This window comes from Rhizobium sp. F40D2 (genome assembly GCF_051810745.2).
Taxonomy (GTDB): domain Bacteria; phylum Pseudomonadota; class Alphaproteobacteria; order Rhizobiales; family Rhizobiaceae; genus Rhizobium.
Map to the genome: position 1 here is coordinate 501,248 of NZ_JBPWQX020000004.1, position 17,233 is coordinate 518,480.

Annotated in this window: 14 protein-coding genes and 6 pseudogenes; 11 read left to right on the forward strand and 9 right to left on the reverse strand. The window is 60.3% G+C overall.

The window, feature by feature from the left end; genetic code table 11:
• Positions 1–135: 135 nt before the first annotated feature.
• On the reverse strand, positions 136–591 hold the full coding sequence (locus tag ACS4RS_RS31040) for a hypothetical protein (RefSeq protein WP_439012069.1): 456 nt from the start codon (positions 589–591) through the stop codon (positions 136–138).
• Between the two features lie 258 nt (positions 592–849).
• Here ACS4RS_RS31040 and ACS4RS_RS31045 point away from each other — a divergent pair.
• Positions 850–1,169: pseudogene (locus ACS4RS_RS31045) on the forward strand (sunset domain-containing protein).
• A gap of 347 nt (positions 1,170–1,516) precedes the next feature.
• A complete protein-coding gene (locus ACS4RS_RS31050) occupies positions 1,517–2,092 on the forward strand; it encodes a dihydrofolate reductase family protein (protein WP_439012071.1) in 576 nt (191 codons plus the stop codon).
• Between the two features lie 318 nt (positions 2,093–2,410).
• On the opposite strand, the gene ACS4RS_RS31055 is transcribed toward ACS4RS_RS31050, so the two are convergent.
• On the reverse strand, positions 2,411–3,478 hold the full coding sequence (locus ACS4RS_RS31055; protein WP_439012073.1) for a cyclic nucleotide-gated ion channel: 1,068 nt from the start codon (positions 3,476–3,478) through the stop codon (positions 2,411–2,413).
• A gap of 824 nt (positions 3,479–4,302) precedes the next feature.
• Here ACS4RS_RS31055 and ACS4RS_RS31060 point away from each other — a divergent pair.
• Both ACS4RS_RS31060 and ACS4RS_RS31065 read left to right on the forward strand, forming a co-directional pair.
• Positions 4,303–4,709 (forward strand): annotated as a pseudogene (locus ACS4RS_RS31060) (transposase); the annotation flags it as partial.
• A gap of 347 nt (positions 4,710–5,056) precedes the next feature.
• Positions 5,057–5,503: a hypothetical protein gene (locus ACS4RS_RS31065; RefSeq protein WP_439012075.1), complete on the forward strand. Its 447-nt coding sequence runs from the start codon at positions 5,057–5,059 to the stop codon at positions 5,501–5,503.
• A 133-nt stretch (positions 5,504–5,636) separates the two neighbouring features.
• Here the strand turns inward: ACS4RS_RS31065 and ACS4RS_RS31070 are convergent, their stop codons facing one another.
• The gene (locus ACS4RS_RS31070; protein ID WP_439012077.1) at positions 5,637–5,807 is read right to left on the reverse strand and encodes a hypothetical protein; all 171 of its coding nucleotides are present in this window, start codon (positions 5,805–5,807) and stop codon (positions 5,637–5,639) included.
• On the opposite strand from ACS4RS_RS31070, the pseudogene ACS4RS_RS31075 reads away from it, so the two are divergent.
• Both ACS4RS_RS31075 and ACS4RS_RS31080 read left to right on the forward strand, forming a co-directional pair.
• Positions 5,781–5,879, forward strand: a pseudogene (locus tag ACS4RS_RS31075) (antitoxin Xre/MbcA/ParS-like domain-containing protein); the annotation flags it as partial. The gene ACS4RS_RS31070 and the pseudogene ACS4RS_RS31075 sit on opposite strands and share 27 nt — an antisense overlap.
• Before the next feature lie 84 nt (positions 5,880–5,963).
• Positions 5,964–6,512, forward strand: a pseudogene (locus ACS4RS_RS31080) (oxidoreductase); the annotation flags it as partial.
• A gap of 41 nt (positions 6,513–6,553) precedes the next feature.
• Here the strand turns inward: ACS4RS_RS31080 and ACS4RS_RS31085 are convergent.
• Positions 6,554–6,784: pseudogene (locus ACS4RS_RS31085) on the reverse strand (serine hydrolase); the annotation flags it as partial.
• Between the two features lie 450 nt (positions 6,785–7,234).
• Here ACS4RS_RS31085 and ACS4RS_RS31090 point away from each other — a divergent pair.
• A complete protein-coding gene (locus ACS4RS_RS31090; RefSeq protein ID WP_439012083.1) occupies positions 7,235–7,429 on the forward strand; it encodes a hypothetical protein in 195 nt (64 codons plus the stop codon).
• Positions 7,430–7,819: 390 nt separating this feature from the next.
• Here ACS4RS_RS31090 and ACS4RS_RS31095 read toward each other — a convergent pair whose 3' ends face one another.
• The 3 genes and pseudogenes from ACS4RS_RS31095 to ACS4RS_RS31105 form a co-directional block, all read right to left on the reverse strand.
• A complete protein-coding gene (locus ACS4RS_RS31095) occupies positions 7,820–8,086 on the reverse strand; it encodes a hypothetical protein (protein ID WP_439012085.1) in 267 nt (88 codons plus the stop codon).
• Between the two features lie 440 nt (positions 8,087–8,526).
• Positions 8,527–8,784 (reverse strand): annotated as a pseudogene (locus ACS4RS_RS31100) (non-homologous end-joining DNA ligase); the annotation flags it as partial.
• Between the two features lie 173 nt (positions 8,785–8,957).
• Positions 8,958–9,548 (reverse strand): SOS response-associated peptidase family protein, encoded by a 591-nt coding sequence (locus tag ACS4RS_RS31105; RefSeq protein WP_439012087.1) that lies wholly within the window; start codon positions 9,546–9,548, stop codon positions 8,958–8,960.
• A gap of 56 nt (positions 9,549–9,604) precedes the next feature.
• On the opposite strand from ACS4RS_RS31105, the gene ACS4RS_RS31110 reads away from it, so the two are divergent.
• Positions 9,605–10,102 carry an SOS response-associated peptidase family protein gene (locus ACS4RS_RS31110; protein ID WP_449314099.1) on the forward strand — a complete coding sequence of 166 codons (498 nt, stop codon included), beginning with the start codon at positions 9,605–9,607 and terminating at the stop codon, positions 10,100–10,102.
• Here ACS4RS_RS31110 and dinB read toward each other — a convergent pair.
• Positions 10,099–11,190, reverse strand: a complete 1,092-nt coding sequence (dinB, locus tag ACS4RS_RS31115; protein WP_439012091.1) for a DNA polymerase IV — start codon at positions 11,188–11,190, stop codon at positions 10,099–10,101. The genes ACS4RS_RS31110 and dinB overlap by 4 nt on opposite strands.
• Positions 11,187–11,453 carry a hypothetical protein gene (locus tag ACS4RS_RS31120; protein ID WP_184376164.1) on the reverse strand — a complete coding sequence of 89 codons (267 nt, stop codon included), beginning with the start codon at positions 11,451–11,453 and terminating at the stop codon, positions 11,187–11,189. The genes dinB and ACS4RS_RS31120 overlap by 4 nt, the downstream gene beginning before the upstream one ends.
• A gap of 174 nt (positions 11,454–11,627) precedes the next feature.
• Here ACS4RS_RS31120 and ACS4RS_RS31125 point away from each other — a divergent pair, with 174 nt between their 5' ends.
• From ACS4RS_RS31125 to ACS4RS_RS31135, 3 genes are read left to right on the forward strand one after another with little or no spacing between them, the layout of a single operon-like run.
• Positions 11,628–12,389, forward strand: coding sequence for an ImuA family protein (locus ACS4RS_RS31125; protein ID WP_184376162.1), 762 nt, complete (start codon positions 11,628–11,630; stop codon positions 12,387–12,389).
• Complete coding sequence (locus ACS4RS_RS31130) at positions 12,310–13,824, forward strand: Y-family DNA polymerase (protein WP_439012094.1); 1,515 nt, start codon at positions 12,310–12,312, stop codon at positions 13,822–13,824. The genes ACS4RS_RS31125 and ACS4RS_RS31130 overlap by 80 nt, the downstream gene beginning before the upstream one ends.
• Positions 13,824–17,087, forward strand: coding sequence for an error-prone DNA polymerase (locus tag ACS4RS_RS31135; RefSeq protein WP_439012096.1), 3,264 nt, complete (start codon positions 13,824–13,826; stop codon positions 17,085–17,087). Before ACS4RS_RS31130 ends, ACS4RS_RS31135 begins: the two co-directional genes overlap by 1 nt.
• The last annotated feature ends 146 nt before the right edge of the window (positions 17,088–17,233 follow it).

Here is a 17,233-nt window from a genome sequence, read left to right on the forward strand (position 1 = left end):
CTGGCGCTCGCTACTTGCGGACTGTCCGGTTTTGGCTCGGGCTTGCGGCAAGACGACCCGGTCGATGACAGGGCGGTCATTAGCGAGCAAAAGGCCGCTTGCAGCGGCCTTCCGCGTTCAACGCTAGTGCTTCATTCAGCCAGCGGCCTTGATGCTCGTATTGCAAAGGCTCCAATAGCCACCGCCCTTCTGGATCCACTTCAGATCTCCAAGCGTGCCGGCGTCCTTGGCCGAGTGATAGGCGTCGACGCAGGTATGGAGGCGAGCCTTTGCAGGCGTCTCGCTCGAATATTTCTTGTCGATCGCCTTCGGGAACTTGACGCTCTTCGGCGCCGCGGTCGTCGCCTTTTCGGGCTCTTTGTCGGTTGTCTTTGCGACGTCCGCCTCGTCTTCCTTATCGGCGGCGGCAGCGCCCGCGCCACAGAATTTGGCACGGAAATCGTTCCACTTCATGTCTTTGGCGGAGCCGTCGGCTTTGGCCGCCTGATATTTTGTGCTGCATTCCTTCATCGTCAGCGCGTGCGCCGGCGACGATATGACGAAAGCGGCAAGCAACGAGCCGGCAGCGGAGAGAAGCAATTTGTGCGACATGTGATTGGCCTCGGTCGATGATGTTGACGTTTCAGTCTTCTCTTCCGCCTGAGCTGTATCGCCGATGACGGAAGGGCTTCATTGGGGCTTCTCCTCACTGAACCTCCGATGAACAGTCGTGCTGACAAATCATCGCAGCCACACCGCGCTCGCGGGCGGTGCCCAGCAAGGTCTGAACGTCGACATAAGCCTTTTGGATAGATTTCCGCCGTACCCCGGCGCAGTTACAATCTTCGCGCGAAATGACGAGGATGGGGCATGCGTCGCAGTTATCGCAATCCGCAGAAGAGATGCGTTCTGTTCGTGGCGCCGGGCTTGCTCATGGGTGCGCTCGCATTCGGTGCAGCCGGCGGCATGACTGCCAGCCGACTTGCTCGCTTCATGGAACGCGTCCGGTGGCCCCGAACAATCGTGCAAGATCAAGGGCAATATCAGCATCGAAACAGGCGAGCGCATCTTCCACATGCTGGGTCAGCAATACTACGCACAAACGAAGATCAGTCCCGAGTATGGAGAACGTTGGTTCTGCTCGGAATTTGAAGCCTGGGGCCGCCGGCTGGCGGAAACCAAAAGCGTAATAAAGTGGAGATCTGCAACCGACGGATCCTTTGTGGCACCGCGAGCTTTCGAGGCCACTGCCTGGCTGGTTGCCATCGTGTTCACGTTCTGGGCGGAGAAGATCGCATAATGCATCGACCGGAACACACAAGCCGAAGTGGGAGGGGCAGTCCTCAGGAGCGGCTTCATTTACCTTGCGTGGCTGCCGGAATCTGCTGCGGATAGATGCCGTGCATCACAGCATCACACGGGAGTTCGAACGCCGCAAGTGGACGCGACAAGTTATTCGTTGCTCCAGATGTAGGTTTGACCGACACTCATTCGTCATGAAGGCGGAACCTCAACCGATCGGTCACGGAGAACGCAAATGACCAAGGTCGCTTTCAATATCAGTATGTCGCTCGACGGCTTCATTACCGCAGGAAACCAGACCAGGGAGGAACCACTCGGCAAGAACGGCGAATGTCTTCACGAATGGTTCTTCAACAGCGGTGCAGAGGGCGATGCCTATGTGCAGCGCCTCACCAGCAATGTTGGCAGCGTCATCTGCGGGCGCAAATGCTATGACGACTCGATCCCATACTGGGACGAGAACGGACCGACGGGGCCGTTAAAGCTGCCGCTTTTCGTCGTCACCCACCGGCCGTTACTCGCCTCGCACAGCACTGGAATCTATCACGCCGCTGGGACAATTCCCGGCGCGGTGAAGCAGGCGAAGTCGGCGGCCAGAGGCAAGGATGTGAGCCTTATGGGCGGAGCCGACGTCTTTCGCCAAGCATTGGCCGGCGGGCTCGTCGACGAGATCGAGTTGCATATCGTGCCGGTGCTCTTTGGTGCTGGGACTCGCCTGTTCGACATGCTGCCCAATCAGATCAAGCTTGAGCCCACCAGCATGCTCGACGCGCCACTCGCTCGGCATATCGCCTATCGAATTGTGAAGTAAGCGAACGCAACCAGCCCTGTCTGACCAGGGTCCAGTCCCAGTCCGCCACGCATCTGAAGGCCGTCATGGATCTCTCGGAGCGGCGGGGGTCCGTTGGCGAGGTTGCGCAGCTTTGCTCGCGGTTCGACCTCCGACGGTCGGCAGGCGCACCATCTTTCGGTCGGTGGAGATGATCTGGCATGGCCGCACTCCGCGAGCTTCCTGCAAAAAGATGCCAGGGCCCGCCGCCAAGCGTGAAGCCGGGCACCCAGCATCTGCTCGGCGAGCAGCTTCTTCAGCTTGGCGTTCTCCTCTTCGAGCGCCTTCAGGCGCTTCGGATTATTCTTTCGGCGGCCCGCCCCGCCGCTCCAGCGCCGTCTTTCGGATGGTCTCGGCGATCTCTGGACTACTGCTCGACAATATCTGGAAATCCACGGCGTAGAGCGACAGCAGCGATACCTCGGTTGCTGCGCTGACCGTCGCTGAGCGAGGATCGCCACTGACCAGCGCCATCTCGCCGAAGAAGTTTCCGGCACCGAGTTCCACTGGATGGTCGGGTGTCGCCACGGTGACCCGCCCCTCGACAATGAAGAACATCTGATCGCCAACATCGCCTTTGCGGCAGATCACGGCACCTGCGGGGACAATGCGCGGTCGCAGCGCCCGAACGATCTCGATCAGTGCAGCGGAACCAAGCTTCTGGAACAGGGGTACGGCGGCGACCAATTGCCAGTTGCGAACGAAGTCTTGACGACGAACCTCTTCGTAGAAGCCGGTGGCGAGAATGCCGGCCCAAAGAGCAAAAATACCGATCCCGCTCATCATCACCAATCCGGCCAGAACCCGACCTGCAAGGCTCTGCGGGATCTCATCACCGTAGCCGGTCGTCGACAGCGTCACGACCGCCCACCACATCGCCTGCGGAATGCTGCCGAACCGATCGGGCTGGACGTCTCGCTCGATGATATAACCGGCCAACGCAGCGCCAAAAAGAACGATGCCGAAGACAGATGTCACGCCAAGCAGATTGCGCGATTCATTCGCGATCACCTTTGCCAGCAGCCTGAAGAATGTCGAGTCGCGCAACGGCTTGAGAAGCCAAATGGCGCAATAGAGGTCTCGATCACGGGACCCAACGAACAAGAATGCAGCAGCCGGAACCATAACCGCGAGCAAATCGATCACGAGGGCGGGCATTCCGCTCGACAAGCGGTGTCGCCGTGAAAACAATGTGCCGCTCGATTGGAGGACATAGGCCAGCCAAATTGCTGCAAGTAGTAGCTCAAGGACAAGCCTCTCCTGTCCAGTAAGGCCCTGCGTCGTCAGTGCGGCAACAACCAAGAGACCGATTGTAGCGAACAGCACGTTGAGCGGCGTCGAAATCTTTGAGAACGGCACTGCCGACATTCGATACTCCCAACCGCCTGGCATTCGTCGACAATAGATACCTTCGGGCAACACGCAAGGGAACGGGGGACTGATGCAATGTGTCTCGCCCCAAAGAATTTGGCAGCCGGAATTGCGTTACAACGTCTTACAGGGAATGTGGATCATCCAAATAGCTAAGGGATGCTCCTGACCGGGCGATGTCACGTTGTTCGTGGACGCCTGAACAAGGCGCTTGCTTGTCGCGTCAGGCGGTTGCTCCGGTCACGGCTTTCCACTGCACGATTGCGCGGACCCGAGGAATGTGAAGGAAGCCATGGCCCCCCGAACGATGCGCTCGTTCCAGCGCCGTTCCTCCCAGCGTGACCTGTTATTCTCCGGCCACGTCTGTTTTTCCCATGTGGCAAGGATCTGCTCAACGGCATGCGGCAAACAGTGCGGCCAGTAGCAATTCTGGGTTTTCGATATCCGCAACGGCTATACGGCTCGAAAGGCCTACTGCTGCGATTCTGCAGACAGCACCGACATTTGGCGATAGTGCATGACCTCCGCGGATTCCCGTAAATACGCTTGTACGATGCGCGACAAGTCATCAGGAGAGATGTGGCTCACATTCTCTCTTAATCCCCACGCGACAGATGGGAAATTGCTGTTCGACATTTCTGTGGCCATGTGCTTAGGTTTTCGGGTTCAACTCCTGCGTTTCGGGGGAGCACCATAACTCGAAGCCAAAAATGGCGGCAGGCTTTTGAGGGTATGGACGGGCAGTGCGGGGCGTTGGTGCAGGGATCGTTAATGGCAGCGGCTTAGGTGCTGTTCCAGTCTCATAACTGGTCTGCCCGACGATGCCCTTCAAACACAACGCCGCTCGCCGCCATCGCATCGACAAGATGAAGTTCAAGCTAACGAACTGGCCGGAATATGAGCCCGGTCTTCGTCGGCGAGGCAGCCTGACGCTTTGGATCTCGCCGCAAGTAGTATCGTCCTGGCAGGCGCCGAAGCGAACAACACGCGGCGGTCAGCCGCGCTATTCCGATCTGGCGATAGAGACTGCTTTGACGCTGGAATTAAGAGGCCCGTCCACGTCCTCATCGATAGTTCAGGGTTGCAGATCTACGATGCGGGCCAATGGCTGGAGGAAAAGCACGGCGCCAGATCCCGTCGCAACTGGCGTAAACTGCATGTGGCGCTGGATGCCGACAGCGGCGAGATCATCGTACAGGTCATGACGGATCAGGATGCCGGCGAAGCCGTCCTCCCTATCGCAATTGCGGTATTCGTTCGGTCACCTGAGTAGCGACTGGTGTGCGCGCTTCTGGTGCTCAACTGCAGCCGCTAAAGATGAAAGCCTCACGAAGCGGCGGCCCGGAGTTCGAAATCGCTTTCTTTTTGATCGATCTCAAACAAGGGTCTCTCAGGACTGTCTATGCTCTCGGGGAGGATAAACCAGTGACTGGCACCCAGGTCGATCGTCGATAGCGACACCTAACGTGACGTTCGCGACCGTCCTGTTCCGGGTGGCCGCTTTGCAATGGACCAACACGACGGTCCTTGCCGCCGTTGCGATCGCCGCCAGCCTGCATCCTGCGGAGATGGGACATGACGAAGACCGTTTCAGATGCCTTGGCCGAACTCGAAGCCTGCTATGGCCAGCTCTTCGCCTGGTGTGACCGTCTTGAGGAGATCGCAGACTGCCTGCCTCATCGCGTTGACGAAAGGCTGTGCGAGACCATCATTAGTGGGTTGGTGCCGCTCCTACGCACAACGCATAGGCTGGAAGAGCAAGTCATTTCTTCGCGACTGGATTTGATCATGTCCGGAGACGAGCTGGCGGAAGCGACCGGCAGGCGAAGGACCGGCCGACAGTACGACGCCGACGCTGCACAGGAGGTCGTCGACACGCTTCTAGATCTGAATACGGAGCGCTGTTATCTCTCCTGGGACGCAATCGGGTATCTTCTTCGCTCCTTTTTTATATCTATCCGCAGACACGTTAAAGCTGAGGGGGAAATTCTAGGGCAGATCCTCAAGGAATCGGGGAGATGAGTCACGCAGTTGCCGGCCGCCGTCGCGTTGGCTATCGGGTGGAGTCAGCCGCGTCGGCGGGTCCGATCTGACCCCCACATCGTCATGCTCCGCCTCAATCAAAATTCCCGAATCCCAGCGCGACGACAATGCGCTAGGCGACGTACCCGATGGCGATCTCTTCAGATTGCAAGCCTGTCGCCACGAGCGAAATGCGCATCGTGTCACCAAGACCAGGATCGAAGGCCGCGCCGAAGATGATTTCCGCCTCAGTGTCGACTGTTTCGCGAATGCGGCTGGCCTGCTCAAGGGTGAGCGAAAGCATGTCTTCCCCTTGGCCGCCCAGTTTGTCGATGGTCGGCCGACCGAGGGTATGCCGCAGATCACGAAGATCATTCGCAAACGGTGCCGTTCTCAATGTTGACGGTGGATCGCGCCTCGTTTGAGGCGCGCGTTCCGCTTTCTCTCAAGGAATTGCCACATGACCAACTTGTTTGATCCAAGTGAATTAGGCGCTATCAAGGCTCCCAACCGTATCCTGATGGTCCCAATGACCCGCGCGCGGGGCACCAGCAGCCATATTCCAACGCCGATCATGGTCGACTACTACGCACAGCGCGCGTCTGCCGGCTTCATCATCAGCGAATGATCGGCATCAACCAGCTTGGGCTTGGCTGGCCGTATGCTACGGGTCTGTGGCTGCCCGAGCAGATTGCCGGATGGCGGAAGGTCACCCACGCGGTTCACGAGAACGGCGGCCGGATCATCGCGCAGCTCTGGCAACTGGGTCGCGTCGTCCACTCGAGCTTACTCGACGGTGGCCAGCCGGTGTCCGCTTCGGCGACGACTGCGCCCCGCCAAGCTTACACCTACGACGGCAAGAAGCCATACGAGCAAGCGCGTGCGCTTGGCCGACCGGACAGGTGTCCGTCTTTCGCCTAACGGCGAGACGCAGGGCGTCAAGGACAGCAATCCGCTTCCCGTATTCATTGAAGCGGCTGAGGTTCTGTCGAGAATCGGTTCCTCGTACAGCATCATCAGCGCGACGGCGGTGACAGGCTTGGTCATCGAGTAGATGCGGGCGATGAGGTCGCGCTGCCAAGGCCGCTTGGCTTCGACGTCGGCGTGCCCGGCGCAGTCGAAAAAGGCGAGTTCTCCATGACGCGCGATGAGCACCGCACCACCCGGCCAGCGCCCGGTGTCGGCATATCGTTGCATCCACCGCTTCAGTCGCGCCAGCCGCGGCTTGTCGAAGCCGAGGTGCCCAGGGTCAGGAACTGGGTCGCTACCAAATTGACTCATCGCGCAAATGTCCTGTCGCAGGCGAAAATCCTTTGGACGATCCTGCGCTTTCCCCGCAAGTGGGCGGTAAAACTTCGGGGGCCTTCGATGATGGGGTCGGACGAACGTACATCATTTATTACTTCGCACCTGCGGTAATTGTCATACGATTTAAAACGCTAAATAATCACAAAAATCAGTTGCTTGCTCGATGTTTCTCGACTACCTTTTTTACAGGGGAACTCCGAAATAACCGGCTCTCGCCGACGCTACCCAGTGGTCTTTGACCTCGCTTGAGGGGAGGATGATGACGTTGTTTTTCCGACTTCGTTTCTTCGCAATGGCGCAGCGAATGCGTGATCTCGTCTCGATCCGATACCGACCTACGACGGCAATCTGACGCGTCGTAAACCAACCCTTTGTTCCAGTTTTCCAAGACGGTGCTCCCGTATGGCGCGCCCGAGGTTTGTTATGCAGAAGCAAGCTGTCGTATTCAATGGTCAGGAAGTCGGGATCGCGGTCCCTGTCGAAAACCGCCTCAAATTCATCGCTGTCCGCTTCAATGTCATCGACTTGGACAACAGGCTCTTCGACACGGTTACCGAAATCCGGCGCGCCATTACAGAGCATCTCGCGTCCAGCGGTGGTGCGATCACCTCGCACTGACGCCGAATGACGCTCCCTACCTCTGTCTGCGAGGGTATGAATTGGGCCTGCTTTCGGATTTTGCGATTGATCTTGACGACCTCGAATCCCTCCAGGCGATCATCGGCGATGCTTGCAATGAGCTGAAAATTTCTCCAGATCATCAGGGCTTCGTCGCTCGAGTCGTAGACTTGCACTCCCAGGGCCATTCCCGGCAGGAAATCCTCCGAAGTCTTAGGGTGGAGTTCGCGAGGCCCCATGACCATAGGCAGAAACACACCCTTTCAACCCTGAGGATAGGATAGTTTCCACGTGGGTGTCGGCGCTATCCTGCTCACGAATAATGAGGGCCTCGTGGAGCGAGACCACAAGCGGCCGTTTGTTTGGCGACGATAGGGCAGTAGGATATCGTTACTCCCGAACTTCGAGACTGTCTCCGTATTTCAGGGCAAGCCGCCTGCAATCTTCGCAATCAAGCTCAATGCCGTCCAGTGTGACCGTCGCAGCCGCCGTGCTGCAGACAGACTGATCCAAGCTGGCGACACGAAGAATGGCGTTGCCAAGCAGCATATCACATGGAGCATGCTCTATTTCAGGGCCGCCGGCGCTGTGCGTGACAATACCCCGCACTGTGGCAAGCCACTTCCGCTTTCGGATGATAGTTCTGTCCTCGACCATGAGCGAGCCTCTACCGGAAACTCGGTCATTTAACCTCGAACTGGCCGAGTCAGTGCTAGGAAAACCCGTTTAAGAAACCCTTGTTCCCCGGGGAAAACCACAGTCGATCAGGGTCGGCGGAAGAACTGGTTTGGGTGCAGCCGACGCTCATGGCCGAGATTGAGTACCGCGCCCGGACATATGATGAAAAGCCGCGACGCGCCGCGTACAGAAGCTTGCGCGAGCGACAGGACAATGCCGCGTTACATAGTTGACTGAAGATCGTCGTCGCGGCTTACAGGGAGCAAAGCCACGAGAAATCGCCAGGCTCTATTCGATTGTACCGAATATGGTTGTCGGGGCAGGGATTCGAACGCCGCGTCACAGCTCGGAAGCTGGAAGCAACCTCGGAATACCCGAGGAATGAGGAGAGCGCCGCGCTCCGATTACGCTTACGCCCGGCCACCCCGAGTAAGGACGCGGACTCGCGTTGGCTCCACGTGGATCGCGAGACGATAGCCGTCCCATTTCACCCCGTAGATTCCATTGCGGGTCTTGGTTTCGGCACGAGGAGCGCCAGGCATGGCTCGACACGATCTGGCATCGGATCGAATGGCAATACCGGCTGCTTTGGGTCGCGTGGTTTCGTGGCGGCTTCGAAGCGGCGCTTCGGCGGCGCCCAACAGCGGCTGCGTCTTCTTTCCTGGCGGCTTGGTCATGCTGGCAGTGCATCAGAGTGGATCTGAAGAGTCGAGTCCTTCAGTCGAGTGATCGGGATTAGTCATAATGCCGGGGCGACGAGACCGGGATCGCTCATGCCAGCACTTGTCTATACGGCTTTCCGGAACAGGCAAACATCCGTTGGAGCGAGGCAATATGGCTGCCCCGGGGATTACCCAACCTGTTCCACAGCGAGGGCGCCGGCGGCAAGCGGCGTGATCAACGACTTTGCCGAAACGGTCGGATCGAGCCAGCCAGCCCATGCGTCGCGTTCGAGGATGACGATTTGCCGGTCGTGGTACGAGGCGATGTCGGGACCTGGCGCCATCGTCAGCATGGTGAAGGCCTGTCCGACCTCCGGGGTTTCGCGCCAGATGCCGGCGATGCAGAAGATCGGCTCGTCCTTCTTGGTGAACAGCCATTTGTCCTTGCGCTTCTTTTTCGGGTCCTTTGGATCCGTGAACTCGTAAAAGCCATCGGCAATAATCAGGCAGCGATTGGAGGTGAACTCCCGACCTTCCGACCGGAAATTGTACACCGGCCGCTTATTCGGTCCGGGCCAGCTCCAGCGCCGCTGCACGAGCTCGACCTCATCGCCGGGTCCATCGATCGTCCTGACGATGGGGCCGACGTCGGTGATCTTGATGTCCTCACGCGCTTCGAGGTTCGGTACGCCTTCACCAAAGCGGATCTTGATCTTCAGGTCGGCGAAGTCCTTCGCGATCGAAGCAGCGTCCACCATCAGCCGATAATCATTGCACATGCGTCCCTCATTACAGGTTGGTTGCTTCGAAAAGTTGTTCCTGATATGTTCTATCTATGATGAGCGCGAAGGTTTTCCAGTCCGACGCCCCGCTCGACGAGCGCCGCGTCATCATAAGACGCCATGACGGCGATGTGGAGATGGTGGAGCTGCCATGGGGGCTGCGTCCCCGCGAAGGCGGTCCGCGCGCCGTCAACGTCATCCGCTCGCAAGGACGGAGCTTCCCGAGCCACCGCTGCCTGGTCCCCGCCTCGGAGTTTCGCCATAGGAGCTTCAGCTTTTCGCTCGCCAACGGCGACTGGTTCTATTTTGCGGGGATCTGGCGGCCGGCGGCCGACGATTGGCCGGAGGCCTATGCCGTCCTGACCATCGAGGCCAACCCCGATATCGCGCCGTTCCACGACCGGCAGATGGCGGTGCTGACGCGCGACCAACGCATGGTCTGGCTCGACGGACTTTTTCCCGAAGAGGAAATCCTGCGGCCGCTGCCGGCGGGGACGTTCGGCGTCAAGCGCCACACCGGCGCTCCTGCCCAGCCGATGCTGGCGGTCTAAAGCGCCAACCGCAACTGCGGCTCCGTTCCAGAGGTCCGCCGCTCCAGCGACGACAGGGTAACGCCGACCAGACGAATACCCTTGCGCGGCGGAAAGATCGGCGCCAGCAGCAGGCCGACGATCTCCTCTAGGTCGGTGATCGCTGCCAGAGGTGCGGGAGCGGTCTTGCTGCGGGTGATCTGGTTGAAGTCGGCATATTTGACCTTTAGCGTCACCGTCTTGGCACCAATCCCATTGGCCTCGCAATAACCCCACACTTTTTCGATCAATGGCTGAAGCCCTTCACGGGCGGGTTCAAAGGTATGGAGGTCCTGGGAAAACGTATCTTCCGCGCCGACGGATTTGCGCACGCGGTTCGGCTTGACCTGACGCTCATCGATGCCGCGGGCAATGCCATAAAAATACGGTCCCGACTTCCCGAAATGCTCCACCAGGAATTCGAGGGTCCGCTGTTTCAGATCCGCGCCGGTGTCGATCCCGAGCCGATGCATCTTTTCGGCCGTCGCGGGTCCAACACCATGGAACTTCTTGACGGGGAGGGCCTCGACGAAGGCCGGCCCGTTCTTCGGTGTAATCACGGCCTGGCCGTTCGGCTTGTTCAGATCGCTCGCCATCTTGGCGAGGAACTTGTTGTAGGAAATCCCGGCCGACGCGTTGAGGCCGGTAATCTCTTTGATCCTGGCGCGGATCTCCAGCGCGATCTCGGTGGCGATCTCCATGCCCTTGAGATTGTGCGTGACATCGAGATAGGCCTCGTCGAGCGAGAGCGGCTCAATCATCGGCGTATATTCGGCGAAGATCGCGCGGATCTGCTGCGACACCGCCTTGTAGACATCAAAGCGCGGCGGCACGAAGATAAGATCCGGACATTTCCGCTTTGCGGTCACCGACGGCATCGCCGAGTGGACACCGAAGACCCGCGCTTCGTAGCTCGCCGCCGCCACTACGCCGCGGGCAGCCGATCCGCCGACGGCAATCGGTTTGCCGCGCAATTCCGGATTATCGCGCTGCTCAACCGAAGCGTAGTAAGCATCCATATCCACATGGATGATCTTGCGCGGCCGATCGTGACCTTCATCGTTTCTCATGACTGGCTCCCATTAGGACCATCTATGTTGTCCAGACATGGGAAGTGTGCGCCGCATTTGTCACCTTCCGGCGTTTGCATGCGCTCGCAGCCCATGGCCATCCTACGGCGAAGGACCGCGAAGCTCACACCGGCGCCGAACACTTTCACCAACAGCTTGCGCTCGATCGCGCCATGGCGGTCACATCGCCGACAGATGAATTCGATAACCGGCTCACGATAATCCTTCAGTCTCAGATCACTTAACAGGTCCGGTCGGGCCATGCGAAAAAATTCCTAATTCAGTCATCGGATTGAATCCGTTCATCGAATCCGTCGGGCCCGCGCCCGCGCTCAACTTGAGCGCGCCGGACACGCATTGACTCGTTTTTGCTTTGAGAACAAATAAAGAACATACCGCCTCTTCTCAAGTCGAAAACGGGTTGCCGCAAGGAGATCATGACCACAGCCGTCGCCACTTCGAATGCCGTTCTCGACGAGTTGCGCGAGAAAATCGCCAGCCTGGAAGGGACCGGCCTGCGCCATCGCAGTTTCCTGCCGTTCGGGGTCAGTGAGATCGATGCGCAGTTGCCGGGAGGTGGCTTGGCCTTTGGTGCGCTGCATGAAGTGGCCGGCGGCGGAAATGGCGCCATCGATGGCGCGGCCGCGGCACTCTTCATCGGCGGCATTGCGGCTCGCACCACCGGCAAGGTGGTCTGGTGCCTCACCCGCTTCGATCTCTTCTTTCCGGCACTTGCCCAGATCGGGCTTCATCCCGACCGCGTCATCTTCGTCGAATGCGACAAGGAAGAGACGGTGCTGGCGAGCTTCGAAGAGGCGTTGCGCTATGGCGGCCTCGGCGCCGTCGTCGCCGAACTGGTGCGCCTGCCGATGACGGCATCGCGCCGTCTGCAGCTTGCGGCGGAAAAGTCGGGCACATTGGGCTTGGTGATCCGCCGATGGCGTCGCCAGACGGAAGCCTCCGATTTCGGCATGCCGACGGCCGCGGCGACCCGCTGGCGGATCTCGGTGCTGCCATCCGAGCCGCTTCCCGTACCGGGTGTCGGCCGCGCGCGCTGGCTCGCAGAACTCATGCGGGTGAGGGCAGGCGAGGGAGGAGAGTTCATTATCGGAGCATGTGATGGCCAGGGTCGTATCTGTCTTTCTTCCGACACTGCCGACCGACCGGATCAGGCGCGCCGATCCTTCGCTGTCTCTTGACACGCCGCTGGTGGTAATCGCCCGTAGCGGATCGAAGCGATGGGTAGCGGCGGCCGACCGGGCAGCCCTCAAACTCGGGCTGCACGTCGGCATGTCGGCCGCCAAGGCGCAGGCGCTGGTCCATGGGCTGACGATGATTGATGCCGACCCAGTAGCCGACCTCGCAACACTCGAACGGCTGACGTTATGGGCCTTGTCGCAATATTCTCCCGTGGTCACCATGGATACTCCGGACGGCATTGTGATGGATACCGAAGGCGCCGATCATCTGCAGGGTGGCGAAGACTTGCTGCTCTCCGGTCTCGTCAACCGTTTCCGCGGCCGCGGTCTTGCAGCGCGAGCAGCGATCGCCGACACTTGGGGCTCAGCGCATGCGCTCGCCCGCTCCACGGATCGCGAGACGATTATCATCCCACGCGGCGAGACCGCCAAGGCTGTGAACCGGCTGCCGCTGTCCTCGCTGCGCCTGCCGGTCGAAATCGTCGGAAATCTCCGCACCCTCGGCTTCGCCACCGTCGGTGATCTTGCCGCTACGCCGCGCGCGCCGCTGACGCTGCGTTTCGGCCCGGAGGTCGGGCGGCGCCTCGACCAGATGTTCGGCCGCATCGCCGAGCCGATCGATCCGATCCGGCCGGCCGACCTCGTCGAGGTGCAAAAATCCTTTGCTGAACCGATCGGCGCACCGGAGACCATCGAGAAATATGTGAGCCGCCTGGTGCGGCAGCTCTGTCTGGAGCTCGAGAAGCGGGGACTTGGGGTGCGGCGCGCCGACCTGATCGTCTACCGCGTCGACAACACGCTTCAGTCGCTTCGGGCCGGCACAGCCAAACCGGTCCGTGACATTGCCTGGCTGACCAAACTCTTCCGTGATCGGATCGAGAAGATCGAGCCTGGCTTCGGTATCGAGAAGCTGAGCCTCACCGCTATCATTGCCGAACCGCTCGTTGACATGCAGTCGGCCTCCTCGTTGATCGAAGAGCAGGTCACCGATGTGACGCCGCTCATCGATGTGCTCGGCAATCGCGGAGGCCAGCGGATTTTTCGCGTGGCGCCAGTGGCAAGCGACGTCCCGGAACGCAGCGTCCAGCGCATTGCGCCCACGGCAGACGAGATCGGCGCTACCTGGCCGCTCCATTGGCCGCGGCCTTCCAGGCTTTTGCCGCATCCGGAGGCGATCGAGGTGATTGCGCTTCTGCCCGATCATCCGCCGGTCTCCTTTACCTGGCGCGGCAAGCGGCGTCGGGTGAAGCGTGCCGACGGCCCGGAGCGCATCTTCGGAGAGTGGTGGCAACGCAGCTCCGAATGGGTCGCCGTGCGCGACTACTTCGTCGTCGAGGATGATGCCGGCGAGCGCTTCTGGATTTTCCGCTCCGGCGATGGCGTCGATGCGGAGACCGGATCGCGCAAATGGTTCCTGCATGGAGTGTTTGCCTGATGCGCTACGCCGAACTGCAGGTCACCAGCCATTTCTCCTTCCTCCGCGGCGCAAGCTCGGCGGAGGAGCTGTTCGCGACCGCCAAGCTCATGGGCATCGAGGCGCTCGGCATCGTCGACCGCAACAGCCTGGCCGGCATCGTCCGGGCGCTCGAGGCCTCGCGCGCCACCGGTCTGCGGCTCGTCGTCGGCTGCCGGCTCGATCTGGCTGACGGCATGTCGATTCTCGTCTACCCCACCGATCGCGCCGCCTATTCGCGGCTGACACGGCTGCTGACCTTGGGCAAGGGCAGGGGCGGGAAGGCCAAGTGCATCCTGCATCTCGACGATGTGGCGCTCTACGCCGAAGGCCTGATCGCCATCCTGGTGCCGGACATGCCAGACGACAGCTGCGCCGTGCAGCTCAGGAAGATGGCGGAACTCTTCGGCGACCGTGCCTATGTCTCGCTCTGTCTGCGTCGCCGCCCCAACGATCAGTTGCGGCTGCATGAGCTGTCGAACCTGGCGATAAAGCACCGGGTGAAGACGGTCGTCACCAATGACGTGCTGTTCCATGAGCCTGGCCGGCGGCAGCTACAGGATGTCGTCACCTGCATCCGCACCGGCACCACCATCGACGACGTCGGATTCGAGCGCGAGCGGCACGCCGACCGTTATCTGAAGCCGCCCGAAGAGATGGCGCGTCTGTTTCCCCGCTATCCGGAAGCGGTGGCGCGGACGACAGAGATCGTCGAGCGCTGCAGGTTTTCACTGGAAGAGCTCGTCTATCAGTATCCGGAAGAGGCGCTGATCCCGGGCATGACGGCGCAACAGTCGCTGGAGCACTACACCTGGAAGGGCGTCAGGGCGCGTTACCCGGAAGGGCTGCCGGCGCATGTCGACAAGACCATCCGCCATGAATTGACGCTGATCGAGACCATGAAATACGCCCCCTATTTTTTGACGGTATTCTCCATTGTCCGTTATGCCCGATCGCAGGGTATTCTCTGCCAGGGCAGGGGGTCGGCTGCCAATTCGGCCGTTTGTTATGTGCTCGGCATTACCTCGATCGACCCGGAAACCAACGACCTCCTCTTCGAGCGGTTCGTTTCCCAGGAGCGCGACGAGCCGCCCGACATCGACGTCGACTTCGAACATGAAAGGCGGGAGGACGTCATTCAGTGGATCTACAAGACCTACGGCCATCACAAGGCGGCCCTATGCTCCACCGTGACCCGCTATCGCGCCAAGGGCGCCATTCGCGACGTCGGCAAGGCGCTCGGTCTGCCCGAGGATCTGGTCAAGGCGCTTTCCTCCGGCATCTGGTCCTGGTCGGAAACGGTCGGCGAGAACCAGGTGCGCGCCCTCGGCCTCAATCCCGAGGACCGCCGTCTCGCCTTGACCCTGCAGCTTGCCCAGCAGCTGATGGGAGCACCGCGGCATCTTGGCCAGCATCCCGGCGGCTTCGTCCTGACCCATGACAGGCTCGATCATCTCGTGCCGATCGAACCGGCGGCGATGGCCGACCGCCAGGTGATCGAATGGGACAAGGATGACGTCGAGGCGCTCAAGATGATGAAGGTCGATGTCTTAGCCTTGGGCATGCTGACCTGCATGGCCAAGGCCTTTGCCCTCATCGGCGAGCACAAGCATCAGGATCTCGACCTCGCCACCATCCCACAGGAAGACCCGGCGACCTATGCGATGATTCGCAGGGCCGATACTTTGGGGACGTTTCAGATTGAGAGCCGGGCGCAAATGTCGATGCTCCCGCGGATGAAACCGAAAACATTCTATGACCTCGTCATTCAGGTGGCGATCGTCCGCCCCGGGCCGATCCAGGGCGATATGGTCCATCCCTATCTGCGCCGCCGCGAAGGCAAGGAGAAGGTCGAGTATCCGACGCCCGAACTGGAGGCGGTCCTCCACAAGACGCTGGGCGTGCCGCTGTTTCAGGAGTCGGCGATGAAGGTGGCGATGGTCTGTGCCGGGTTTACCGGCGGCGAAGCCGATCAGTTGCGGAAATCCATGGCGACCTTCAAGTTCACTGGCGGCGTCTCGCGATTCCAGGACAAGCTTGTGAGCGGGATGATCCGAAACGGCTACACAAAGGAGTTTGCCGAGAGGACGTTTTCGCAGCTGGAAGGTTTTGGCAGTTACGGCTTTCCCGAAAGCCATGCCGCCTCCTTCGCACTGATCGCCTATGCCTCCAACTATGTGAAATGCCATTTTCCGGATGTCTTTTGCACAGCACTTCTGAACTCGCAGCCGATGGGTTTTTATGCGCCGGCACAGATCGTTTCCGACGCGAGGAAACACGGCGTCGAGGTCCGCCCGATCTGCATCAACCGCTCGCGCTGGGACTGCACGCTCGAGGAGGTGGAGGGTACAGGCCGGCACGCGGTGCGGCTCGGCATGCGCCTGGTGCGAGGATTGGCGACCGCCGACGCGGCACGCATTGTCGCCGCGCGCGCCGATGAACCCTTCGCATCGGTGGACGACATGTGGCGGCGGTCGGGTGTGCCGGTGGCGTCACTTGTCGAGCTCGCCGAGGCCGACGCCTTCCTGCCGTCATTGCGCCTCGAACGCCGCGATGCGCTCTGGGCGATCAAGGCGCTGCGCGACGAGCCGTTGCCTCTGTTTACCGCCGCCGCCGAACGCGAGGCGCGGGCGATTGCCGAGCAGCAGGAGCCGGACGTCGAGCTCAGGCAGATGACGGACGGCCATAACGTCGTCGAGGATTACAGTCACATCGGGCTGACACTCCGGGAGCATCCGTTACGATTCCTGCGGGCCGATCTTACCAAGCGCCGGATTGTGACCTGTGCCCAAGCGATGACGGCGCGGGACGGCCAGTGGCTGATGGCGGCCGGCCTGGTGCTGGTTCGGCAACGACCGGGTTCAGCGAAAGGCGTTATGTTCATCACCATCGAGGACGAGACCGGCATTGCCAACATCGTCGTCTGGCCGAAACTGTTCGAACGGTCCCGCCGGGTGGTGCTCGGCGCCAGCATGATGGCGATCAACGGCAGGATCCAACGGGAAGGGGAGGTACTTCACCTGGTCGCCCAGCAGCTCTTCGATCTCTCGGCCGATCTGTCAGGGCTTGCCGGGCGTGACGGTGCCTTCCATCCGCCGACCGGCCGCGGCGATGAATTCGCCCATGGCTCGCCGGGCAGTCCGGATTCACGCGAAAAAGCGCCTCCAGGGGTTCGTGCCAGGAATATGTTCACGCCGGATCTTCATATTGATACGATGAAGATCAAGAGCCGGAATTTTCAGTAGATTGGCGTAGGCCGAATGCTGCAATCGTGGGGTTGTCAGTCCAGATCCCTTCAAGGCGATGGATTCCGTTAGAGCTGGTCGAGTGCTTCTTTGCGTTCGCAGCGACCTACGAAAACTGGCACCATTGAATTCCCGTTGATGAGCAT